Here is a 20,064-nt window from a genome sequence, read left to right on the forward strand (position 1 = left end):
TATCGAGAGCGGAGTCGGTAACTCTCCACCATCAATGTTCTGCGAGATAGTTACGAGGCACTCAGCGAGCTGAGCAGTGTCTTGAGCAGCAAGAGGATCGCGTCCATGATGTTCCCTATCTTCCTCATCAGATCGGTGAGGTTATCCTCACCACCACCATCTTTCGGTGATGAAGAGAACCTAACCGAGACCTGATTAGAAAGGAGGGTGTTTCACAAAATTCTTTCGATATTTTTCAGATCACCGCAAGGTGATCTGACGGGACCGAAGGCCATCCCGCGAGCGACGCTCATCGGCCGAAAGCGGCGCATCCGACGCCAGCGCCTCCGCCAGCCGCGCACCGAACTCGATGGCGGGCTTGGTCCACTCGGTGGCGTGCAGCTCGGGATCGAGATCGAACACCGGCACCAGCAGCCCATGCGTACGGAAAGACCCCGCGAAACGGGAACCCTCGCCGAGATGCAGTCCGCCCGCGGCGTGCAACCTGGCCAGCGCGAGCATCAGCGCGTCCTCGTCCTCCGGCCGGACCCAGCGCACATGCGCCTTCTCGCCCGCATCGACCCACCAGGCCGCACCGATCGAATCGGCGCCGAGATCCAGCCGTGCCGATGGCATGATCGCCTGCTTGGCCTGCTCGATGGTCGCGGCGACCTGCGGGTCGGGCTGCACGCCCTCTGGCACCCACCAGTCGAAGTCCTGATGCACCGTGAGCTCGAGATCGGCGCCAGGATCGATCACATCGGCCAAGGTCGGGCCGCCCGCCACGCTCTGTGCGGCGGACAGCGACTCGCCCGGCTCCGCGGACTGCGTCCACAGAATGGCGGCCGCGAGATCGGAAGCCGGGTCCACGCCCTGGAATTGGACCTGCGTACCGACATAACCGGTCGGCTGATCGCCTGTCCGCACCAGCGCGGCGACCGCACCGGGCAGCACCGTGGCCAGCACCACCGAACGCTCGGCAGCGACACCGGGCGACAGCTTCAGCGTCGCGGTCGCCGACGGCACGAACTCACGTAGCGCGACAAGATCGCACTCCGCGGCCAGCCCCTCGAACGGGCGCGCGACACCCTGTCCCGACTGCTCCAGCGCCGCTCGCCGCTCGGCGAGACGCTGCGCCCGGTTCCCTCCGGGCTTCGGACTATTGCGCTTGCTCTTACCCACGGGGAGCAAACTACAGGGTGAGCACACATGAGCATCGAGCGCCACGGCGGCGCGCCCACACTCGATGCAGAATGCGCCGCAAGGCTGTTCAGGCCCGGGGTCAGGCGGGGGCGAGCAGGGCTTTGGTGCGGCCGGGGTGGTTTGTTGCGACCCAGCTGACGCCGAGGTCGGCGCACAGGCGGACGTCGTCGGGTTCGTCCACGGTCCAGCAGTAGGTGGCGCGGCCTGCCGCGGCGGCCTTGTCGACGAGATCCGGGTGCTCGCGCAGGGTTTTCACGGACGGGCCGACTGCCGTCGCGCCGACCGTGGTCGCAGCGCCGCCGCCCAGGTAGCGCGATGATTCACCGAGCAGCACCGTCGGCAGCAGTGGCGCGGAGCGGCGGATCCGCCACACCGCGGTGGCCGCGAAGGACATGACCACCGCGCGGGAGTGGTCGGCGGAAGCCGGGGTCGCGATACCGAAACGCTGGAGTTCCGCGAGCAGTTTGTTCTCCACCAGTGCGCCGTAGCGGACGGGATGCTTGGTTTCGATGAACAGCTTGGTCGGCCTGCTGCGCCAGTCGAGCACGAGCTCGATCAGCTCGCTCAGGGTGAGCACCGACGATGGCGCGCCGTCGGTTCCGAAATCGAGTGCCTTCAGTTCATCGAGGGTCATCTCGCTCACCAGCCCGGTGCCCGAGGAGGTTCGATCGACGGTGCGGTCGTGCACGCAGACCAAATGCCCGTCCCTGGTCAGCCGGACATCACACTCGACACCATCGGCGCCCTCTTGCAGCGCCAGTTCATACGCGGCGAGTGTGTGCTCGGGTCGCGCCGCCGAGGCTCCCCGGTGCGCGACGACGAACGGTGCGCGACTGCCCTGGCTCACTTGGCCACAACCTCCTCGTGCTCACGATTCACTGCACTGCTGTCGTTGTCCTGATCCTCGGTGCTGCCGGTATCCACAGCACCACGCTCCGCTGAACTCACGGAATCGAGCCGATCCGCTTCGGCCGCACCGCCCGGGTGGACCGGTTCGATGACCGGCACCCGTGGATCGACCGCGACCACCCAGCGGCGCGCGATCTTGGTGTGGCCGAACAGATCCCGACCCTCGATCATCCGCATCAGCCACAGGGTCAGCAACGCGACCCCGACGGCGGTGGCGTCGGTGAACGCGGTGAACATCACTCCGTCCGCCTTGGCCTGCAAGGAATCCGCGGTCCGCCACAGCAGCGCTGCCACCGCGACGATCGCACCGAACACCCACGCGCACCACCAGATTCGGATCGCCCGCAGCACCCTGGCATCGGCCGGTCGATCCTGGGCAGACACCGTCACGGTTTCGGTGAGAAAGACACCGGGCCACACCAGGTTGACCCCCGGAACAAGGCAGCCGAGGGCAAGGGTCCGCACCGAGCGCGGATCACGACGCCCGGACCGCTCGTAGGCAACCCGCCGCGCTTCGATCAGCCAACCGAGCATCGCCAAGGCGGCAGCGAGCGCAACCGCGAGTCCGAGCAGAGCGGAAATGAAGACCAGGTAATCGGAAACGGTCAGCAGCAGGGGATCCACCAGCCGGGTGCGGTTGCGCAGCAGAATCCCATACCGCCCGAGTTCAGCAAGGCATCCAACGGCGAATACCACCGCGGTGGCGACCAATAGAGCCTCGGCCCGCTGCGCGAAGGCGCCGAGCGGGCGCTGCGGAGCGGCGGCGGGTAGGACTTGCGGATCCGACAGTCCCCAGCGTGGCATCTCGGTATAGCGCGGAGTTTCGGCCGACCGCCGAGCGCGGCCCGATGTCGACGATCTGCGGGTGCGTTGGTCGGGCCTCCGCGCCACCCACCGGTAGTTGCGGCGTTCGGCGGGGGCGTCGATGGGAGCCGGTGACAGCAACACGCCTCGGCAGCGTGGGCACCAGTGCATGGGGGTCGTCTGCACGGCCCAGCGCGCGCCACAGCGCGCACAAGGTTGCACCACCGTACTCACGCGCACCTCAGCTCTTTCGTTCAGTAGATCTTCGCCTGGTGGTCGCCCTCGGCGACCAGCGGACGGCCCAACTGCTGCCATGCCACCATGCCACCATTGACGTGCACCGCATCGAAACCGATGTGCGTGAGGTACTTGACCACCTCGATCGAACGACCGCCCTGCCTGCAGATGACATAGAGATCGACGTCGTAGTCCAGCTCATCCACCCGGGCAGGCACATCGACCATCGGAATGTGGATCGCGCCCGGCGCGTGCCCGAGCCGCCATTCGTCATCCTCGCGCACGTCGAGCAGGATCGCCTGCCCGGCGTCGGCCGCGGCGCGCTTGCTGCTGTCGAATTCGCCGGGCACGGCTTCCACCGGCACCGACGGGACCTCGGGGCTCGTCACTCTTCGATCCTGCCATGGTCGCCGCACTGCCGGGGAGTTGTGGGCTCGCCCTATGTCGGCGACGGCCCGGCTACGGACGCTGGGAACGGCCTCGACAGCGGTCGGTCACCTCGGGTATGTTCTGTCCTTCTGGATCCTGTCGAGCACCCCGCTACGGGGTTGCTTGTGCATATCTTCGTCAGAGTTATCCACATATTCCACAACTTGATCCACAGGGCTCGGCTATCGAACAGCACACCACTCACAGCTCGGACCTATCAGGAAATCGGCTGGTCCACTTGATCCAGGAGCGCCACGGCACCGAAACCGGATGAATCGGCCTCGCGCAGCAGCTCCGTGGCGAACCGAGCGACACGAATGACCGATCCGAGACTCCCCTCCTAGCTATCCCGGAGCGGTCATTCGCCGCAGCTTCGGGGCCAGAGGCCGAGCAGGTCCCGATAACTAATTGGACGACGCCCGGATCGATTCGGTTCCATAAAAAACGAGAACACTAGCGAAAAAATGAAATACCGGGTTCCAGCAGGTGCTGTCGGTAGCCTGGGTGCATGAACGTGAGCAGGGGGCTACTCGACGGATTGGACACGGCTGGGCTCAACACCGCTCTGTCCGAGGCCACGTGCCTAGGGCTGGAGGTCGACGAGGCGGGTCGTCGATTGAGTCTGGAACTCGAGGCGTTGACACTTCCACCGGACGGACCTGCACCAGAGGAATACCGGGTGCAGCTGACCTTCACCGGCGTCGGCCGGGTCGCCGCTTCGATGCGCATCCAGCGCTGGGATGATCTGGCCGCCACGGTGCTGCCCTTGCAGCTGGATGGGCTGGATGAGGCAATCCGCAGTTTCGGCGGCGGACGGCTGCACGGCTGGGAGTTCATCGACGTGGACGACAGCGGCTGGGCGCTGTGGAGCGAACTACTCAGCTTCGACACCAAGATCGGTGACAGCACCTCCGCGCACGTGCTGGAGTTCTCCCAGGAGGAGGGCATCGATCCGCGCGAGCTGGACGTGCGCGTGTGGTTCGACAACATGACCATCCATGACAAGAGCGGCCGCGAGATCCCACTACCGGAGTTCATCGCGGGCGGGATGCGCTGGTGGAAGGCCCATGACGAGGGCGATCCGCAGACCATGCGCCCCGGCATCGTGCCGCAGCTCTGAACCCGCAGCTCCAACCACCGCATACGTACCGCACATCCGATCCCGGATGTGCGGTACTTTCGTTCAGCCTCCGCCGCTCAGGCGCCCAGGCCCACTGGGCAGCTCACGCCGGTGGCGTGCACCGGACAGTAGCCGCCGGGATTCTTGGCCAGGTACTGCTGGTGGTAGCCCTCGGCATAAAAGAATCCGGACAGGTCCGCCAACTCCGCGATCTCCGTGGTGATCTGGCCGAAGCCGACCACCGCGAGTCGCTCGCCGTAGACCTTCGTGGTGGCATGCGCGATCTCCGCCTGCTCCGGACTCAGCGTGAAAATGGCTGAACGGTACTGAGTTCCGCGATCGTTGCCCTGTCGCATGCCCTGGGTCGGATCGTGGTTCTCCCAAAACCGCCGCAGCACACCGGCATAGTCGATCACGTCGGGGTCGAAGACGATGAGCACGGACTCGGTGTGCCCGGTCCGCCCGCTGCACACTTCCTCGTAAGTCGGGTTCGGCGTGTAGCCGCCGACATAACCCACCGCGGTCGTGTAGACACCGTCGATCTGCCAGAACTCCTTCTCGGCACCCCAGAAACAGCCCATCGCCACCACAGCGACCTGCATATTCTCCGGAAACGGCCGATGAATCGGATGCCCGTTCAGGAAGTGCTTCTCGGGCACGACGAGCGGCTCGGCCCGGCCGGGCAGCGCTTTGTCCCGTGACACCATGACAGGCTCCGGGAGGCGCACGCGTCCCACTAGTTCGTCATACCAGGACATGGTTCGATGCTAGTCTCCTCCGCCTCTACCCGCCTGCTGCCTCCACCCGCCTGCTGCCGGTCGTAGGTGCCAGGCGGGCAGACACGGTCGAAGGAATGCGGGGGTACACGGCCCGGTTGGAACCGAGCGGGTGTACGAATGATGGTTGAGTGTGCTCGAAGACGAGGCACACACAGCCCGACATTAGGAAGGGACATCGTGGCTGAGTACACGTTGCCAGATCTGGATTACGACTACAGCGCCCTGGAGCCCCACATCTCCGGGCAGATCAACGAGATCCACCATTCGAAGCACCATGCCGCTTATGTCGCGGGCGTCAACTCGGCGCTGGAGAAGCTCGAGGCGGCGCGCGAGGCCAGCGATCACGCCGCTATCTTCCTGAACGAGAAGAACCTGGCCTTCCACCTGGGCGGCCACGTCAACCACTCCATCTGGTGGAAGAACCTGTCCCCCAACGGTGGTGACAAGCCGGTCGGCGAGCTGGCCGCCGCGATCGACGACCAGTTCGGTTCGTTCGACAAGTTCCGCGCGCAGTTCACCGCCGCGGCCAACGGCCTGCAGGGCTCCGGCTGGGCGGTGCTCGGCTACGACACCCTCGGCCAGAAGCTGCTGACCTTCCAGCTCTACGACCAGCAGGCCAACGTGCCGCTCGGCATCATCCCGCTGCTGCAGGTCGACATGTGGGAGCACGCCTTCTACCTGCAGTACAAGAACGTAAAGGCGGACTACGTCACCGCGTTCTGGAATGTCGTGAACTGGGAAGACGTGCAGGAGCGTTTCGCACGCGCCATCGGCCAGGCCAAGGGCCTCATCTTCGGCTGAGCTGTGTTTGATTTGCAGCGCCTGCGGCGCTGCGTGTTCGCGGCCCCCTTGGGCTCGCGTCCGAGCGGGCGAGACTCGCGCCTTCGGCGCATGCGCTTCGCCCACTCGGACGCGAGCCGGGCCGCGAACTCTAATGCTCGATCTCGCTTCGCTCGGAAGACGATGTCGTGCCTAGGGGTCGATGGTGCGTGCGCATTTGCGCGACACGCGCGGGGCTACGCCCCCGACTTCTATCGGTTTGTCACCAGCCCGTAGTCGGCATCGCCGGCTGCGGGCTGGTCTGCTTTGTCCGGTTAGCACTCTTTGGTACTTGTGTGCCAGGTGATTCGTGGGCCATTCTCGAGAGTCCACAGTACGAGGACGGGCAAAGCCGCCCCCGGTTCCACGACGGGAGGCACCATGCACGCGAATGGACCGATCGGCATTACGCCGTTCCAAGCGCGCGGATCGTTGCGCGGGTTCGTCATCTCTGGCCGCTGGCCGGATACCACAAAGGAATGGGCGCAGGTATTGGTGCTCGCGGTGCGGGTGGCCACCATGCCCGGACTGCTCACCACATCGACGGTGTTCGGTGTGCGCGAGGAGCTGCCGGACGACCCACAGCCAGGCACAGTAGGTCTGGTGCTGGCCGAAGGCACCGTCCTCGGCGCGGAGGCGCTGGCACCCGGCCGGTTTGCCGATCATGTGCCCGCCGCGCTGCTGATGCTGCATCCGCCCTCGGAAACCCGTCCGTCGCTGCCGGAATGCGCGGGCGCGGCATCCGGCTGTGTGCTGCTGCCCGGGGTCCCGCATCTCGGGCTCGAGCATCGGGCGGCGTGGGCCGAAGCCGAGTCCGACGGCACCGTCACCTCGCTGGTCAGCCGGGTGGGGCTGGATCCGATCAGTGATCCCGACACTGCGGTTCTTGCCATGCTGCTCGCTGCGTGAGGGAACCCGAAATCCGCTACGTGGATCACCAAACTTATTGTGCGCATTGTGATTTCGACAAGCGCAAGTTGGCACACGGGTAGCAACCGAGGTACAGTCGACAGCAACGAAGGGGAGTAGCCCCCAATCATGCAGTCGACATACTGACCTGCGGCCACACGATGGCGCGGGTCCGGCTGCGTGAACCGGTATCGATCCGGTGGGCGAGACCTTCGGCCTAGACATCTATTTCGTTGTCGGCCGGAGGCGTACCCGATCTCCCGGCAGGCAGGCCGGAGACCCGGGAGTGCACACATGATCGCCACGATATTGCTGAGCGTCGGTATCGTCTTCCTAGCCGAACTCGGCGACAAATCCCAGCTGATGGCGCTGACCTTCGCGCTGCGCTACCGCTGGTGGGTCGTGCTCGGCGCGATCACCTCCGCCACAGCAGTGGTGCATCTGATCTCGGTCGGCGTCGGATTCTTTCTCGGGGCCGCGCTGCCGACCCGGGCGATCTCACTGGTCGCCGCGATCACCTTTTTGGCCGTCGGCCTGTGGACACTGCGTGAGCACCTCGGTGTCGAGGAGGACGACCCGGAACCGAAGCCGCCGCGCACGACCACCGCGCCGTATTTCGTGGTGTTGTCAGCGTTCCTGCTTGCCGAGCTCGGCGACCGGACTATGTTCGCGACCGCCGCACTGGCCACCGACAACAGTTGGATCGGTGTCTGGATCGGATCGACCATCGGCATGGTCGCGGCCGATGCGCTTGCCATTGCCGTCGGCCTCCTGGTCGGCAAGCATCTGCCGGAACGGGTGATCGGCATCTGCTCCGGATTGCTGTTCCTCTACTTCGGCACCGCGACCCTGCTCGCGGTGGCCGTGCCCGGCATGGGCGTACTGCTCGGCGGCGCGATCGCCGCGGTGGCACCGGCCCTCGCGGGCCTGGCGCTGCTGCTCAGGCGCGCACGGCGCCGTGTTGCAACATCGCCGTCCCGTACAGGTCACCGCTACGACGGACCAGATCGAGCAGCGGTGCACGCAGCCCGCGAAGTCCATCCAGATCGTCGGCCGCAATACGAGCGGTGACCATCGCGCTGACCGCAGCGGCGAGGGTCTGACAGGCAAAGCGCTGCTCCTCGGTGCCCGCGCCGAGGACATCGGCGATCAACGCCACGAACGACTCCTGCAGCAGGGCGCGGCGCGCCACTGCCTTGGAACCCACCGCGTACACCTCGACGAGAAACAGCCTGGCATAGGCGGGCTCGTCGGCGAGGCCGTCGAGGTATGCGCTGAGAACGCGGTCCATCCGGTCGGGGTCGGGCGCCGCCGCTCGACCCGGATCGACCTCGGCCGCATCGGATTTCGACGCCGCGGCATCCGCGATGCGCGACAGCGACTGGCCGACCGCCCGCTCGTAGGCCGCCTCGAAACAGTCTTCCTTGGAACGGAACTGCTCGTAGAAGGTCTCCCTGGATACCCCCGCGCGCTTCAGCACCGCCGCGACCGACGTTCCGACATAACCGTTTTCGGCCATCGCCTCGGCCATCGCGTCAAGGATCCGGTCGCGCTGCGAGGCGATCACCTGCTCCCGCGGCAGGCCGTGACGGCCCCGAGGGAGTTGGCGTGCGGTGCTGGCCGGTTCGGTCATTCGGTGGCTCCGGTGTTCGGTCGGGCTCGGTGCTCGGTCACGCTAGGGATGTCGCTCCATTCTGCGGGGCCGCGACGGCTGGTCCGTTGTGAAGGGCACCTCTTCGGTTCGCGCGATCTCGAGCGCCCGCGCGACCCCGCGGCGCAGTGTGATATCGACGAGACGCTGGGCGATCGGCCGGAACGGTAGCGCCAATGCCACCCACCACGGCGAGACGACCTTGCGCCCGCGGCGGGCGATGGCGCGTTCGACCGCGTCGATCGCTGGGCCGAGTGGCGCGACGCCCGACACGGTGGATCGGCCGAGGATGGCCCGTGCGGCGGCGGTGCCGAATCCGCGCGTGGTCATATCGGTGTCGAGTTCGGCGAAGTAGGCGATGCCGACCTTGGCGCCGGTGTGCCTGATCTCATTGCGCAATGTGTTGCCGAGCGCCTCCGCCCCGGCCTTCGACGCGCTGTAAGCGCCCGCCAGCGGGAGGTTCACCGCGGCAGCGAGCGACGAAATGATCAGCACGTACCCGTCCGGATGGCAGATGTGCGGCCCGGCGGCGCGCAGCGTGTAGTAGACGCCGAGCACGTTCACCGCGAGGGTCTCCTCCATCACCGCTGGGTCGCCGCCGAGCAGCGCCAACTGGCGAGCCACCCCCGCATTCGCCACCACCACGTCCAGCCCGCCCAACTCGCTGACCAGCGTTGACACCACCCGCTCCACCTGCGCGGAGTCCCCGACATCGCAGTAACGCCATGGTGCGTCACCACATTCGTGCGCCACCTCGGCGAGCAGATCCGCCTCCAGCCCGAGCAACGCCACCTTCGCCCCGCGCGCATGCAACTGCCGAGCCAGCGACGCCCCGATTCCCCGTGCCGCACCGGTAATGAGGATTCGCCGGCCGGCGACAGACGCGGAGGAGAACACGTTCATGTTGCGACGGTACCACCGATGAACACAAATGTTCGCAAATATTTTTGCGCACCGCGGCGGGTGAGAGGGTGCCGTGATCGGGCTCTCACCACCATTGGCTAGGGTGCAATTGACGAAGGGCCAACTGGCTGTCACGAACGAGAGGACCATCGTGGAGATTTCGGGTTCCGCCGCCATTGTCACCGGAGGCGCATCCGGCCTCGGCGCCGCCACTGCCAAGCGTTTCGCCGAGCTGGGCGCCACCGTCTTCGGCTTCGACGTACCGCAGTCGATCGAGCGCGCGGGCGACAACGTGCCCGCGGGCGTCACCCTGATTCCGGCCGATGTCACCAGCGGCGACGAGGTCAGCGCCGCCGTCGCCAAGGTCGTCGAGTCCGGCGTGCCGCTGCGCATCGCCGTGAACTGCGCCGGTGTCGGCTGGGCCGGCCGCATCCTTTCCAAGAACGGCCCGCACGACCTGGAGTTGTTCCGCACCGTCATCTCGGTGAACCTGCTCGGCACCTTCAACGTCATGCGCCTGGCCGCCGACGCCATCGCCAAGACCGACACGGTCGACGAGTACGGCCAGCGCGGCGTCATCATCAACACCGCCTCGGTCGCCGCGTTCGAGGGCCAGATCGGCCAGATCGCGTACTCGGCCTCCAAGGGTGGCGTGCACGGTATGACCGTTCCCGCCGCGCGCGATCTGGCTCAGTTCGGCATCCGTGTGAACACCATCGCCCCCGGCATCATCGACACCCCGATGCTGGCCGGTGTCACCGAGGAGTACCGCAAGGGCCTCGAGGCCGGCGTCCCGTTCCCGTCCCGCCTCGGCCGCCCGGATGAGTACGCGCAGCTCTCGCAGTACATCGTCGAGCACGACTACCTCAACGGCGAAACCATCCGCATGGACGGCGCGCTGCGCATGGCACCGCGTTAGGCTCATCCGCCTGTCACGCTGGGCTCCTGCGGAGCCAAGCAAGATTCTGCGCCCCACTATCCCGGCTTTCGCTTGGGCCGTGGGGCGCAGTTCGTTTCAGGGCTGCGGCTTGTGGCCGATGCCGAGGAAGGCCGTGGTGGACAGCGGGCGATTCGGACGGTAGTTGTCGGCCAGGTAGGCGCGCATGAGCGCGGCGCGCTCGGCCCAGACTTCTTCGCCGACGTTGCGGCGCATCAGGACCATCGAGGCGCTGCTGCGGACCATCGTTTCCCACATCTCGTCGGCGCTGCCGAAGGTCAGCGAGATGGTGTGGCGCTGAATGGACAGGCCCGCGAACCCGGCCTCGCGCATTTCGGTGGCAAAGACGTCCGGATTCTCCAAGCTCAGGACATTGGGCTGCGGCTCATGGATGCTCGGGTCCGCGGCGGCGAAGGCGCCGAACATCATCCGCATGAGCGGTGACTCCACGACCGGCGCCCAACTCGACACCACGGCGGTGCCGCCGGGGCTCAGCACGCGGAACAATTCGGCGAACCCCCTGGCACGATCCGGAAAGAACATCAGCCCGAACATCGAGAATCCGGCGCCGAAGCGGTCGGCATCGAACGGCAGCGCCTGCCCATCCCCCACCTGCGCCTCGATATTGGTCAGTCCGGCGGCCTGCGCGGCCGCGACCAGTCGACGGATCATCGGATCGGAGAAGTCGATGGCCTGCACCTGCGCCACCCGCTCGGCGGCAAGCAAGCTCAGCATGCCCGTCCCCGCGGCGACGTCGATGACCTGCGAATCCGCGGACAATCCGGCCAGTTCGAGAGCGCGAGCGGAGAAAGGCTGCATGATCGCGGGCGCGAACTCGGCATATTCGTCTGCGACGAGATCCCAGGGTTCAGCGGCCGCGAGCGGGTTTCCAGGCATATTCGGACGATCCTTTCGACTCGCCCAAGGCTAGCCGCGCGACCAACGAAGACCCACCCACCTATGCGAATATCACTGTGCGCGAGGACTTCTAGATCATGCCGATCGATTTCGCCCGTACGACCCTGGCGCGACCGAAGACCACCGTATCTCTACCGGGTGGCCACACTTTCTCCACAACCGGCGGTGGCCTTCGGTCGGCGCGAGGTCAGAGTGTGCGGGTGAGCCGGTCGGTGAGGATGTGGGCGAAGCGGGCCGGGTCCTTCAGTTCGCCGCCCTCGGCCAGAACCGCGGTGCCGTACAGCAGTTCGGCGGTTTCGGTGAGTTCCGGAACCTTGCCCGCGTCGGCGTCCTCTTTGCGGGTGTCGTAGGCGTCGCGCAGGCCCGTGACCAGCGGATGTGTCGGGTTGAGCTCGAGAATCCGCTTGGTTTCCGGAACGAGCTGACCCGAGGCGCGGTACATCCGCTCCAACATCGGGGTGAAGTCGAAGACGTCACCGACCAGGCAGGCCGGGGACGTGGTGAGCCTGCTGGTCAGGCGCACCTCCTTGACACTGTCGTCGAGGGCCTTGCCGAGCCAGGTGAGCACCTCGGCGAAGTCCTTGTCCTGCTGTTCGCGCAGCGCCTCGGAGGCCTTCTTCTCCTCCTCGGATTCCAGGTCGACCTCGCCCTTGGCAACCGACTGGAACGGCTTGCCGTCGAACTCGGTCACCGAACCGACCCACATCTCGTCGACCGGGTCGATCAGGATCAGCACCTCGAGGCCCTTGGCCTTGAAAGCCTCCATGTGCGGGGAGCTTTCGATCTGCTGGCGGGTCTCGCCGGTCATGTAGTAGATCGCGTCCTGGCCGTCCTGCATCCGCTCGACGTACTGCGCCAGGGTGGTGAGCTCGGTGTCGGAGTTCGTCGAGGCGAACGACGACACCTGCAGCAGGGTCTCGCGGTTGTCGAAGTCCGAGAGCAGGCCCTCCTTGAGGACGCGGCCGAACTCCTTCCAGAAGGTCTGGTACTTCTCCTGGTCTTCGGCCCCCTGCAGGTCCTTGACCGTGGACAGCACCTTCTTGACCAGGCGCTTGCGGATCATCTGGATCTGCCGATCCTGCTGCAGGATCTCGCGCGAAACATTGAGCGACAGGTCCTGTGCGTCCACCACACCCTTGACGAAGCGCAGATACTCCGGCATCAGCTCTTCGCAGTTGTCCATGATGAACACCCGCTTGACGTAGAGCTGCACGCCACGCTTGTGCTCGCGGGTGAACAGGTCGAACGGCGCGTGCGACGGAATGAACAGCAGCGCTTGGTATTCGAAGGTACCCTCGGCCTTCATCGGGATGATCTCCAGCGGATCGTCCCAGCCGTGGCTGACGTGCTTGTAGAACTCCTTGTACTCCTCGTCGCTGACCTCGCTCTTCGGGCGGGTCCACAGCGCCTTCATGGAGTTGAGGGTCTGGGTTTCCAGGATGGTCTTGTCGACCTTCTCCTCCCCCTCACCCTCGGTGATCGTCCGCTCGACCTGCATCTGGATGGGCCAGGCGATGAAGTCGGAGTACTTCTTGACGATCTCGCGGAGCTTCCACTCCTGGGTGTAGTCGAAGAGGTGATCGTCTTCGTCGGCGGGCTTGAGGTGCAGCGACACGGTCGTGCCCTGCGGCGCCTCATCGAGGGTTTCGATGGTGTAGGTCGACTGGCCGGTGGACTCCCAGCGGGTGCCCTCGTTCTCCCCCGCCTTTCGGGTGGTCAGCGTGACCTTGTCGGCGACCATGAAGGTCGAGTAGAAGCCGATACCGAACTGGCCGATCAGCTCTTCGGAAGCGGCCTCGGACTTTGCCTCGTTCAGCTTCTTGCGCAGCTCCGCGGTGCCCGACTTGGCAAGGGTGCCGATCAGATCGACGACCTCCGCGCGCGACATGCCGATGCCGTTGTCCCGCACGGTCAGGACCCGCTGATCCGCGTCGATCTCCAGCTCGATGTGCAGATCGGAGGTATCGACGTGCAGGTCCTTGTCCCGGTAGGACTCCAGCCGCAGCTTGTCCAGGGCATCGGATGCGTTGGATATCAGCTCCCGCAGGAACGTGTCCTTGTTCGAATAGACCGAGTGGATCATCAGCTCGAGCAGCTGATGGGTTTCGGCCTGGAACTCGAGTTGTTCGACGTGCTCTGTCACGACGCGATACTACGACGCCCGAAATCGGCAAGGGCAGGAACCTCGAGGTCCGCGCTGTGTGGGCCGGGTTCGCGCGGGTGCATCCATTCGCGCAACACCATGGTTGCCCGCACGTCGTCCTCGTTGTATTCCAACAGCCGGGTGCGCTGGCCCAGGTCGGGCTCGCCCTCGTAGCCGACGGCGCGGCGGTACCAGCTCATCGACGCCTCACCACCCGCTTCGGGATCCCGCCAGGCGAAGCCCGCCACCGGCGCGATCTTCTTCAGTCCCTTGCCGTTCGGGCAGATGAACTGATCGGAGACGGCCTGGAACATGTCCACCCACTGCGGACCGTCGACGAACGAGCGCACCTGATCGACCGTCGGCACCCCGGGCCGCCCCGCGAACCGGCGCGCCGACTCATAGAGCCACTTGTCCTCGGCGGTGCGCGAATAGCAGTAGGCGGCAAAGGTTTTCCCCGCGGCGACGGCCTCGGCGCGCACCGTCATCAACCAGGTCCAGAACTCACCGAACGAGCGGCCCTCGTCGGCGGTCGGCAGCGGATCCCAGGTGGCGAACGGCCGGTACTGTCCGTCGAGCAGCGTGCCCCACAGGTACGCGCCGTACTCCTGGTAGCTCTCCAGGTCGACATCCACCTCGACGTCGGCCCGCCGCACCCACACCTTGTCGACCCTGCGGACCAGCGGCGCACCGGCGAGCCACGCCCGCGCGGTCACCACGGCCTCGTCGAACGGTCCGTGCTGCCAGTCCTCCGGATCCTCGCCGACCCACCCGGCCAGATCGTCGATCGTCTCCACTCCGTGCCCGCGCAGCACGTCGGCGCGCGAACCCGGCGCCACCAGGCTCACATCCCGATGCTCGATCAACCAGCCCTCACAGCTGACGCCCTCGGTACTCTCCTCACCCGTCACACCCCTGGTCCACCATGGGCACTGCCTGCACTCGGGCACCTTAGACGGCACGGTCGGCAATTCGCCGCGGACCACGGCGATCCGGTCGGCGTAGCGCCGGTCGTAATCGGCGAGCAACGGACCGAGATCGTGCACGAGGATGCGGTCGAAGTGGTACCCGATCACCCCGCCGACCAGGGCCGGACTTGCCAGGCCGTGACGCTGCAGCATCCGGTAGAGATGAACGAGGCGCTGCTGATCGCGCGGCTGCTGGCGCAGTTTGCGATGTGGATCCGGCTGCGGATCCCAGCGATACAGATCCGAGGTGGTCGGATGGAAGTCCGCGGGTTCGGGCTGGCGCGGGTCGGTCACCTTGTGATTGACCACGATCACGGGGATATAGCCGCCACGGTCGAGGTCGCGCAGCAGGATCTCCGAGCCGCCGCGGCGGCCGGTGTCCGCCTCCTGCGGCAGCAGCCCACCCCAAATGTTTTGTGTCCCTGCGGCACACGCCCGCAACGTCGCCGCCGCCCGGTCTCCGGCACGCAGTGTCGGGTCGATCACCAGCCAGTTGTCCGGATCGGCCGCGATCAGCGCTTCCCGCACCTGGGTCCGGTGTGCCGACGCGGCCTCTCGCCGCTGCCGAACACCGGCATCCTCGGTGACGCCCGTCAGCATTTCGGGATGAGTCGCGTTGAGATGCAGCCGGTGACGGCACCCGATCAGCGCCCTGGCATCGACGAAAGCTGTCGTGGCATCACGCGGTCGATCGTCGGCCGTACCGTCACGATGGCCGCCCTCGTGATTGCGACCGCTGCGGTCGCCGATGCCCGAATACACATATGCAGTATGGTCCCTACCCCCGACAGCTCCGTGAACCGCATGACACGACCCGAGGTTGCGACCGGGACGCGCGGCAAGTGAACTCAGGCCGAGGGGGGCCTCGGACACGCCGAGCCGCAGGCGCGCCAAATCAGACACAGGCTAGGGTAGCGAGAAACCGTGTGACATGGGCGGACGGGCGTTCCCCGACGTCGTACTGCCATGGCAAACCAGCATGACGGAGGGCCTTCGATGGGGTTGTTCACGAAGCGCAAGCGGCGTCCGAGCCGCAGGGCCGAGGCGAAAGCCCTCAAGCACAAGGCCGCTATGGAGGCCAAACTCGGCGCCAAGAACGATCGCAAAGCCCTTCGCGCCGAGGCCCGTACCCAGCGCAAGGTCGCCAAGGCCCAGATTTCCACGCTGCAGGCCGAAGAGAAGGCCGCACTGAAGCTGGCTGCGAAGGCAGAGCGGGATCCGTTCAGCGCCAGCCAGGTTCGCAAGTACCTCGGGGTGGCCCGGGTGCTTGTCCCCGTCCTCGCGCCTCTCGCCTATCGCGCCGCGACCTTCATTCGCGGCCGGATCGATACCCGCCGTGCCCACCAGCTCGGCATCGGCATCGAACAGCTCGGTGATTTCAGCGGCCACGGCGCCAGGCTGCAAGCCCGTATCGCCAATGCCGAAGGCGCGCTTGGCAAGATCAGCGGCAGCAAGAACGGCGACGGCAAGGCCTTCGTCACCGCCACCCAGGATCGGCTCGACAACATGACCGCCGCCGTGCGGACCGCGGAGCAGATGCCGGCAACGCGCCGTCGCGCCGTGCACACGTCGATTTCGAACGAACTGTCCGGGATCGAGGCGGACGTCCTGGCGCGCCTCGGCGTGAGCTGACCCAGCCATCGCGATGCGCCACGGCCCGATCACCGGCAGCCTGCACGGCTGCTTGGTCGGCGTCGTGGTCGGCACGCTCGCCGTAGCCGCACACGGGCTGGCAGGTGGCGGTTATCCGGATTCGGCGCGGGCGGCGCTGGTGCTGTTCGTCGCGGCCTCGGTCGGGTGCGCAGCGGGCAGGCTGCCGGTCGCACGCGATCCCGCCGGCGTGCTCGGTTTGCTGGCGGGTGGGCAATGGGCAAGCCATTGGGCGCTGTCCGGATTGCTCGACCACGGCCACGAATCCGGTGTCGGCGCATCCGCCAACCCGACCGCGGCTGCGCTGCCCAACGGCTGGATGCTCACTGCGCACCTCGTCGCGACGCTCGGCTGCGCCGCGCTGATCGTATTGGCCGAACGGCTCTATGCCGTGGCCTCCAGCGCGATCCGAGTGGCGCTGACCAGGCCACATCGCGCACGGAACACCGAAAAGGCCCGTTGGTCGGATCCCGGCCTACAGCCCTACCGCTTTCATCCGAACAGCGCGATCGGTCCGCGCGCGCCACCGGTGCCCGCCTGATCCGCGCGCACCATTTCCCCTCGGACAGAAAGCCTTTCATCCCATGCGTAGTTCACTTTTGCGTGCCTCCTGCACGACCGCGGTCGCCGCGGGCCTGGTCTTGGCCACCGGCGGCACCGCCGCAGCGCACGTCACCGCCGACGCACCCGGCGCCCAGCAGGGCGGATACTCGGTGGTCACCTTCAGGGTGCCGACCGAATCGGAAACCGCGAGCACCACAGCGCTCACCGTGGCCCTGCCGACACCCAGGAGCGCGCGCACCGAACCCATCCCCGGCTGGAGCTCGAAGATCGAGCGCAACGACAAGGCGGAGATCACCGCGGTCACCTGGACCGCCGACCCCGGCGCGCCCGGCGTCGGGCCCGGCCAGTTCCAGCGGTTCGCCGTCTCGATCGGCCCACTGCCGACCCAGGCGACGGTGAGCTTCCCCGCCAAGCAGACCTACAGCGACGGCAAGGTCGTCAGCTGGGATCAGCCGATGGGCAGCGACGGATCGGAGCCGGAGCACCCGGCCCCGAGCGTGACCCTCGCGGCCAAGACCGCGGGCGAGGACGAACACGGGTCGACCGCCGACGCCCCGGACCAGGAGACCGACGACGCCGCTGACAACACCGCCCGGTGGCTCGGTGGCATCGGGCTCGCCCTCGGCCTGCTCGGTGTCGCGCTCGGGCTCGGCAACGTGGTCCGTGGACGGCGCTCATGACGACGCCGCGCCGCCTGCTCACCGCGCTCGTCGCCGGTCTGCTGCTGCTCGGCGTCGGTCTGGCCGCCGCGGGCACGGCCGCCGCGCACTCGGCGGCCACCGGCAGTTCGCCCGAGGAAGGCTCGACCATCGACACGGGCCCGGCACGGGTCAGCGTCACCTTCAACGAAGACCTGCAGACCAGCTTCCCGTCGCTGACCGTCGTCGGGCCGGACGGCAATCTGTGGTCGAAGGGGACGCCGACCGTCGAGGGCAAGTCGGTCAGCGTCGAGGTGGGCGAGCTCGGCCCGGTCGGCGAATACACCATCGCCTACCGGGTGACCTCCGCCGACGGCCATCCGGTGAGCGGGACCAGGAAGTTCACCCTCGCCAAGGCAGGCAACGGAGTACCTGGACCCAAGCCGGGCGCCAAGAACGGCGCCACCGACGACGACGGTGGCGGCTCGAACGGAATTCCGCTGTGGGTGTTCATCGTCGGTGCCGTCCTGCTGTTCGGTGGCGGCCTGGCGTTCGCCCTCCTCGGCGGCAGGAGCCGGAAACAACCGTGAGCGGTGTGACGACCGGCGGCCGGGGCGCGCGGACGCTGCTGCTGATCGTCCCGGCCGGCCTGCTCGGGGTGTTGCTCGCCTGGGCACTCGACATCCCGGCGCCGATGCCGACCGAAGGTGGCGTCCGGGTGATCGCGGACTGCACGGGTGCGACGGTGCTCGGGCTTGCCGCGCTCCCTCGGTTGCATACGCGCCTGGATCCGCCGTGGCGACTGCTTGCCGTGCTGGCCGGGATCTGGTGTGCCACCGAGTTCGCGGTGCTCGCCTTCGAGGCGGCCGATGTTGTCGGCGTTGCGCTGACACGCCTCGGCGGCGCGCAGTTCGGCACCTTCCTCGTCGAGATCAGCGGTGGCCAGGTCGGCATCGCCATCCTGGTCGGCACCGGAGCGATCGCCTGCTATTGCGCAGTCGCCTTTCGACGACCGGACACCGCATCGACCGACCTGGTGCTGGTGTTCGCCGCCGTGACGCTGGCGCTGCGGCCGATCACCGGGCACATGTCACAGCAGCCGTTCGGTTCGGTGCTCGGCGCGGTGCACGCCCTGGCCGCGGCGGCCTGGTTCGGGCTGCTCGTCGCGCTCGCGCTGGTGGTGCGTACCCGCGGCGAATGGGCGGTGACGCTGCCGAGGTATTCGGCGGCGGCGCTGCCGTTGATCGCGACGGTGGCGACCACCGGGATCATCAACGGGCTGGTGCGCGTCGGGGGGCTCGCGCCGTTCGTGACGACCGGCTACGGCCGCATCCTGCTCGCGAAAACCCTTGTGCTGGTTGGCTTGCTCGCTCTCGGCTGGTGGTGGCGGCGGACCTGGGTGCGGCGCGCCGCCGACCATCGGGCGACCGCCGAATCATCGTTGCGCCGGGCCGTGCTCGAGGTTGTCGTGATGGCGCTGGCGTTCGGACTGGCGGCGACGCTGGCCGTCACGGCGTGACCGGACAGGTCGAGCACGCCGCAGTTACAGTGATTTCATGACCGAAGTGAAAATCGTCGAAGACTGCGCGGCATCGGCCGATACCGCTTTCGCCTATGTCAACGACTACCGCAATCTCCCGCGGTTCATCTCCGAGATCCATGAATTCACGCCGGTCACCGACCAGACCGAGGGCGTAGGCGCGACCTTCGACGGCGTCATCAAGCTCGGTCCCGCCACCCTGCATTCGCGGATCCAGGTGGTGCGCTGGGAAGAGAACGCCGCCATCGCGGTGAAGTCCATCAAGGGTTTCGAGATCGAATCCACCTTCTTGTTCCACAGCAAGGGCGACGAAGAGTGCACCGTCGACGCGATCGTGGAGTACCGGGTGGCCGGCGGTATCGCCGGACGCGTCCTCGGTAAGACGATCGAGCCGTTCGTGAAGATCGCCGTCAAGCATTCCACCCACAACCTGACCACCCAGATCGCCGAATTCCACGCGAGCAGGCAGAGCTGAGTCCCGAAACGTCCGGCACCCGGCCCGCCGGGTCGGGTGCGCGACTTGTCCGGCCTGCTCACCACCGAGGATGCTGAGTCCATGGCTGAACGCACCACGCCGACCTTCCCGCAGCGGATCGGCTACGTCTGCGGTCGAACGCTGCCGGAGTCGATGTCGGAGTGGGTGCGCAACGATCTGACCGGGCCGGGAGCGGCGCGTCGCTATCTGATGCGATTCCTGCTTCCGGTGATTCCGGTACTCATGCTGTTTCTACTGGTACCGGGGCCGAAGTGGATGGGCCTCGCGATGATGGCCCTGCTGTATCTGCCGCTGATCTACTTCACGATCGCGCTGATGTACGTGTACCGGCGCAGCCGCCTGATCAAACACGGCCTCGACCCGAACCTCGCCGACTCCGGCGCCCGGCGGCGAGGCGAGGCGGACCGGCTGGACTACGAACGCCGCCACGGACGCGCCTGAAGTTTGCGGAGTTGCCGCTCTAGGCTG

General features: G+C 66.8%; 21 protein-coding genes and 1 pseudogene. 12 read left to right on the forward strand and 10 right to left on the reverse strand.

What is annotated here, in order from left to right:
* Positions 1 to 240 precede the first annotated feature (240 nt).
* The 4 genes from ACFQZZ_RS11980 to ACFQZZ_RS11995 form a co-directional block, all read right to left on the reverse strand.
* Positions 241 to 1,161, reverse strand: a complete 921-nt coding sequence (locus ACFQZZ_RS11980) for a DUF5926 family protein (protein ID WP_378678130.1) — start codon at positions 1,159 to 1,161, stop codon at positions 241 to 243.
* Positions 1,162 to 1,261: 100 nt separating this feature from the next.
* Positions 1,262 to 2,029 (reverse strand): glycerophosphodiester phosphodiesterase, encoded by a 768-nt coding sequence (locus ACFQZZ_RS11985; RefSeq protein WP_378678132.1) that lies wholly within the window; start codon positions 2,027 to 2,029, stop codon positions 1,262 to 1,264.
* Positions 2,026 to 3,039 carry a DUF4328 domain-containing protein gene (locus ACFQZZ_RS11990; protein ID WP_378678133.1) on the reverse strand — a complete coding sequence of 338 codons (1,014 nt, stop codon included), beginning with the start codon at positions 3,037 to 3,039 and terminating at the stop codon, positions 2,026 to 2,028. Before ACFQZZ_RS11990 ends, ACFQZZ_RS11985 begins: the two co-directional genes overlap by 4 nt.
* Positions 3,040 to 3,149: 110 nt before the next feature.
* Positions 3,150 to 3,521 carry a rhodanese-like domain-containing protein gene (locus ACFQZZ_RS11995; RefSeq protein ID WP_378678136.1) on the reverse strand — a complete coding sequence of 124 codons (372 nt, stop codon included), beginning with the start codon at positions 3,519 to 3,521 and terminating at the stop codon, positions 3,150 to 3,152.
* A 548-nt stretch (positions 3,522 to 4,069) separates the two neighbouring features.
* On the opposite strand from ACFQZZ_RS11995, the gene ACFQZZ_RS12000 reads away from it, so the two are divergent.
* Positions 4,070 to 4,681 carry a hypothetical protein gene (locus ACFQZZ_RS12000; RefSeq protein ID WP_378678138.1) on the forward strand — a complete coding sequence of 204 codons (612 nt, stop codon included), beginning with the start codon at positions 4,070 to 4,072 and terminating at the stop codon, positions 4,679 to 4,681.
* Positions 4,682 to 4,758: 77 nt separating this feature from the next.
* Here the strand turns inward: ACFQZZ_RS12000 and msrA are convergent, their stop codons facing one another.
* A complete protein-coding gene (gene msrA / locus ACFQZZ_RS12005; RefSeq protein WP_378678141.1) occupies positions 4,759 to 5,439 on the reverse strand; it encodes a peptide-methionine (S)-S-oxide reductase MsrA in 681 nt (226 codons plus the stop codon).
* Between the two features lie 198 nt (positions 5,440 to 5,637).
* Here msrA and ACFQZZ_RS12010 point away from each other — a divergent pair, with 198 nt between their 5' ends.
* The 3 genes from ACFQZZ_RS12010 to ACFQZZ_RS12020 all read left to right on the forward strand — a co-directional run bounded on the left by ACFQZZ_RS12010 (position 5,638) and on the right by ACFQZZ_RS12020 (position 8,259).
* A complete protein-coding gene (locus tag ACFQZZ_RS12010) occupies positions 5,638 to 6,261 on the forward strand; it encodes a superoxide dismutase (protein ID WP_378678145.1) in 624 nt (207 codons plus the stop codon).
* 399 nt (positions 6,262 to 6,660) lie between these two features.
* Positions 6,661 to 7,188, forward strand: a complete 528-nt coding sequence (locus tag ACFQZZ_RS12015; RefSeq protein WP_378678148.1) for a peptidase — start codon at positions 6,661 to 6,663, stop codon at positions 7,186 to 7,188.
* A gap of 294 nt (positions 7,189 to 7,482) precedes the next feature.
* On the forward strand, positions 7,483 to 8,259 hold the full coding sequence (locus ACFQZZ_RS12020) for a TMEM165/GDT1 family protein (RefSeq protein WP_378678151.1): 777 nt from the start codon (positions 7,483 to 7,485) through the stop codon (positions 8,257 to 8,259).
* 391 nt (positions 8,260 to 8,650) lie between these two features.
* On the opposite strand, the pseudogene ACFQZZ_RS12025 reads toward ACFQZZ_RS12020, so the two are convergent.
* Together ACFQZZ_RS12025 and ACFQZZ_RS12030 are read right to left on the reverse strand one after the other, a co-directional pair.
* Positions 8,651 to 8,821 (reverse strand): annotated as a pseudogene (locus ACFQZZ_RS12025) (TetR/AcrR family transcriptional regulator); the annotation flags it as partial.
* A gap of 42 nt (positions 8,822 to 8,863) precedes the next feature.
* Complete coding sequence (locus tag ACFQZZ_RS12030) at positions 8,864 to 9,742, reverse strand: SDR family NAD(P)-dependent oxidoreductase (RefSeq protein WP_378678153.1); 879 nt, start codon at positions 9,740 to 9,742, stop codon at positions 8,864 to 8,866.
* A gap of 151 nt (positions 9,743 to 9,893) precedes the next feature.
* Here ACFQZZ_RS12030 and ACFQZZ_RS12035 point away from each other — a divergent pair, with 151 nt between their 5' ends.
* Positions 9,894 to 10,661, forward strand: a complete 768-nt coding sequence (locus ACFQZZ_RS12035; RefSeq protein WP_378678445.1) for an SDR family NAD(P)-dependent oxidoreductase — start codon at positions 9,894 to 9,896, stop codon at positions 10,659 to 10,661.
* Between the two features lie 96 nt (positions 10,662 to 10,757).
* Here the strand turns inward: ACFQZZ_RS12035 and ACFQZZ_RS12040 are convergent, their stop codons facing one another.
* The 3 genes from ACFQZZ_RS12040 to ACFQZZ_RS12050 form a co-directional block, all read right to left on the reverse strand.
* The gene (locus ACFQZZ_RS12040; protein WP_378678156.1) at positions 10,758 to 11,576 is read right to left on the reverse strand and encodes a class I SAM-dependent methyltransferase; all 819 of its coding nucleotides are present in this window, start codon (positions 11,574 to 11,576) and stop codon (positions 10,758 to 10,760) included.
* Positions 11,577 to 11,784: 208 nt separating this feature from the next.
* Positions 11,785 to 13,740, reverse strand: a complete 1,956-nt coding sequence (htpG, locus tag ACFQZZ_RS12045) for a molecular chaperone HtpG (protein ID WP_378678159.1) — start codon at positions 13,738 to 13,740, stop codon at positions 11,785 to 11,787.
* On the reverse strand, positions 13,737 to 15,470 hold the full coding sequence (locus tag ACFQZZ_RS12050; protein ID WP_378678162.1) for a TM0106 family RecB-like putative nuclease: 1,734 nt from the start codon (positions 15,468 to 15,470) through the stop codon (positions 13,737 to 13,739). Before ACFQZZ_RS12050 ends, htpG begins: the two co-directional genes overlap by 4 nt.
* Positions 15,471 to 15,704: 234 nt before the next feature.
* On the opposite strand from ACFQZZ_RS12050, the gene ACFQZZ_RS12055 reads away from it, so the two are divergent.
* From ACFQZZ_RS12055 to ACFQZZ_RS12085, 7 genes are all read left to right on the forward strand, one after another.
* Positions 15,705 to 16,340, forward strand: coding sequence for a DUF6474 family protein (locus tag ACFQZZ_RS12055; protein WP_378678165.1), 636 nt, complete (start codon positions 15,705 to 15,707; stop codon positions 16,338 to 16,340).
* A gap of 13 nt (positions 16,341 to 16,353) precedes the next feature.
* Positions 16,354 to 16,899: a hypothetical protein gene (locus ACFQZZ_RS12060; RefSeq protein ID WP_378678168.1), complete on the forward strand. Its 546-nt coding sequence runs from the start codon at positions 16,354 to 16,356 to the stop codon at positions 16,897 to 16,899.
* A gap of 43 nt (positions 16,900 to 16,942) precedes the next feature.
* Entirely contained in the window at positions 16,943 to 17,602 is a 660-nt protein-coding gene (locus ACFQZZ_RS12065; RefSeq protein WP_378678171.1) for a YcnI family protein, read from the forward strand.
* Positions 17,599 to 18,150 (forward strand): copper resistance protein CopC, encoded by a 552-nt coding sequence (locus ACFQZZ_RS12070; protein ID WP_378678174.1) that lies wholly within the window; start codon positions 17,599 to 17,601, stop codon positions 18,148 to 18,150. Before ACFQZZ_RS12065 ends, ACFQZZ_RS12070 begins: the two co-directional genes overlap by 4 nt.
* Complete coding sequence (locus tag ACFQZZ_RS12075; protein WP_378678177.1) at positions 18,147 to 19,079, forward strand: CopD family protein; 933 nt, start codon at positions 18,147 to 18,149, stop codon at positions 19,077 to 19,079. The genes ACFQZZ_RS12070 and ACFQZZ_RS12075 overlap by 4 nt, the downstream gene beginning before the upstream one ends.
* 37 nt (positions 19,080 to 19,116) lie before the next feature.
* Positions 19,117 to 19,575, forward strand: a complete 459-nt coding sequence (locus ACFQZZ_RS12080; RefSeq protein ID WP_378678180.1) for an SRPBCC family protein — start codon at positions 19,117 to 19,119, stop codon at positions 19,573 to 19,575.
* Positions 19,576 to 19,656: 81 nt separating this feature from the next.
* Positions 19,657 to 20,037: a DUF5313 family protein gene (locus ACFQZZ_RS12085; protein ID WP_378678183.1), complete on the forward strand. Its 381-nt coding sequence runs from the start codon at positions 19,657 to 19,659 to the stop codon at positions 20,035 to 20,037.
* Positions 20,038 to 20,064: the final 27 nt, after the last annotated feature.

It is taken from the genome of Nocardia sp. GCM10030253 (genome assembly GCF_042675075.1).
GTDB lineage: Bacteria > Actinomycetota > Actinomycetes > Mycobacteriales > Mycobacteriaceae > Nocardia.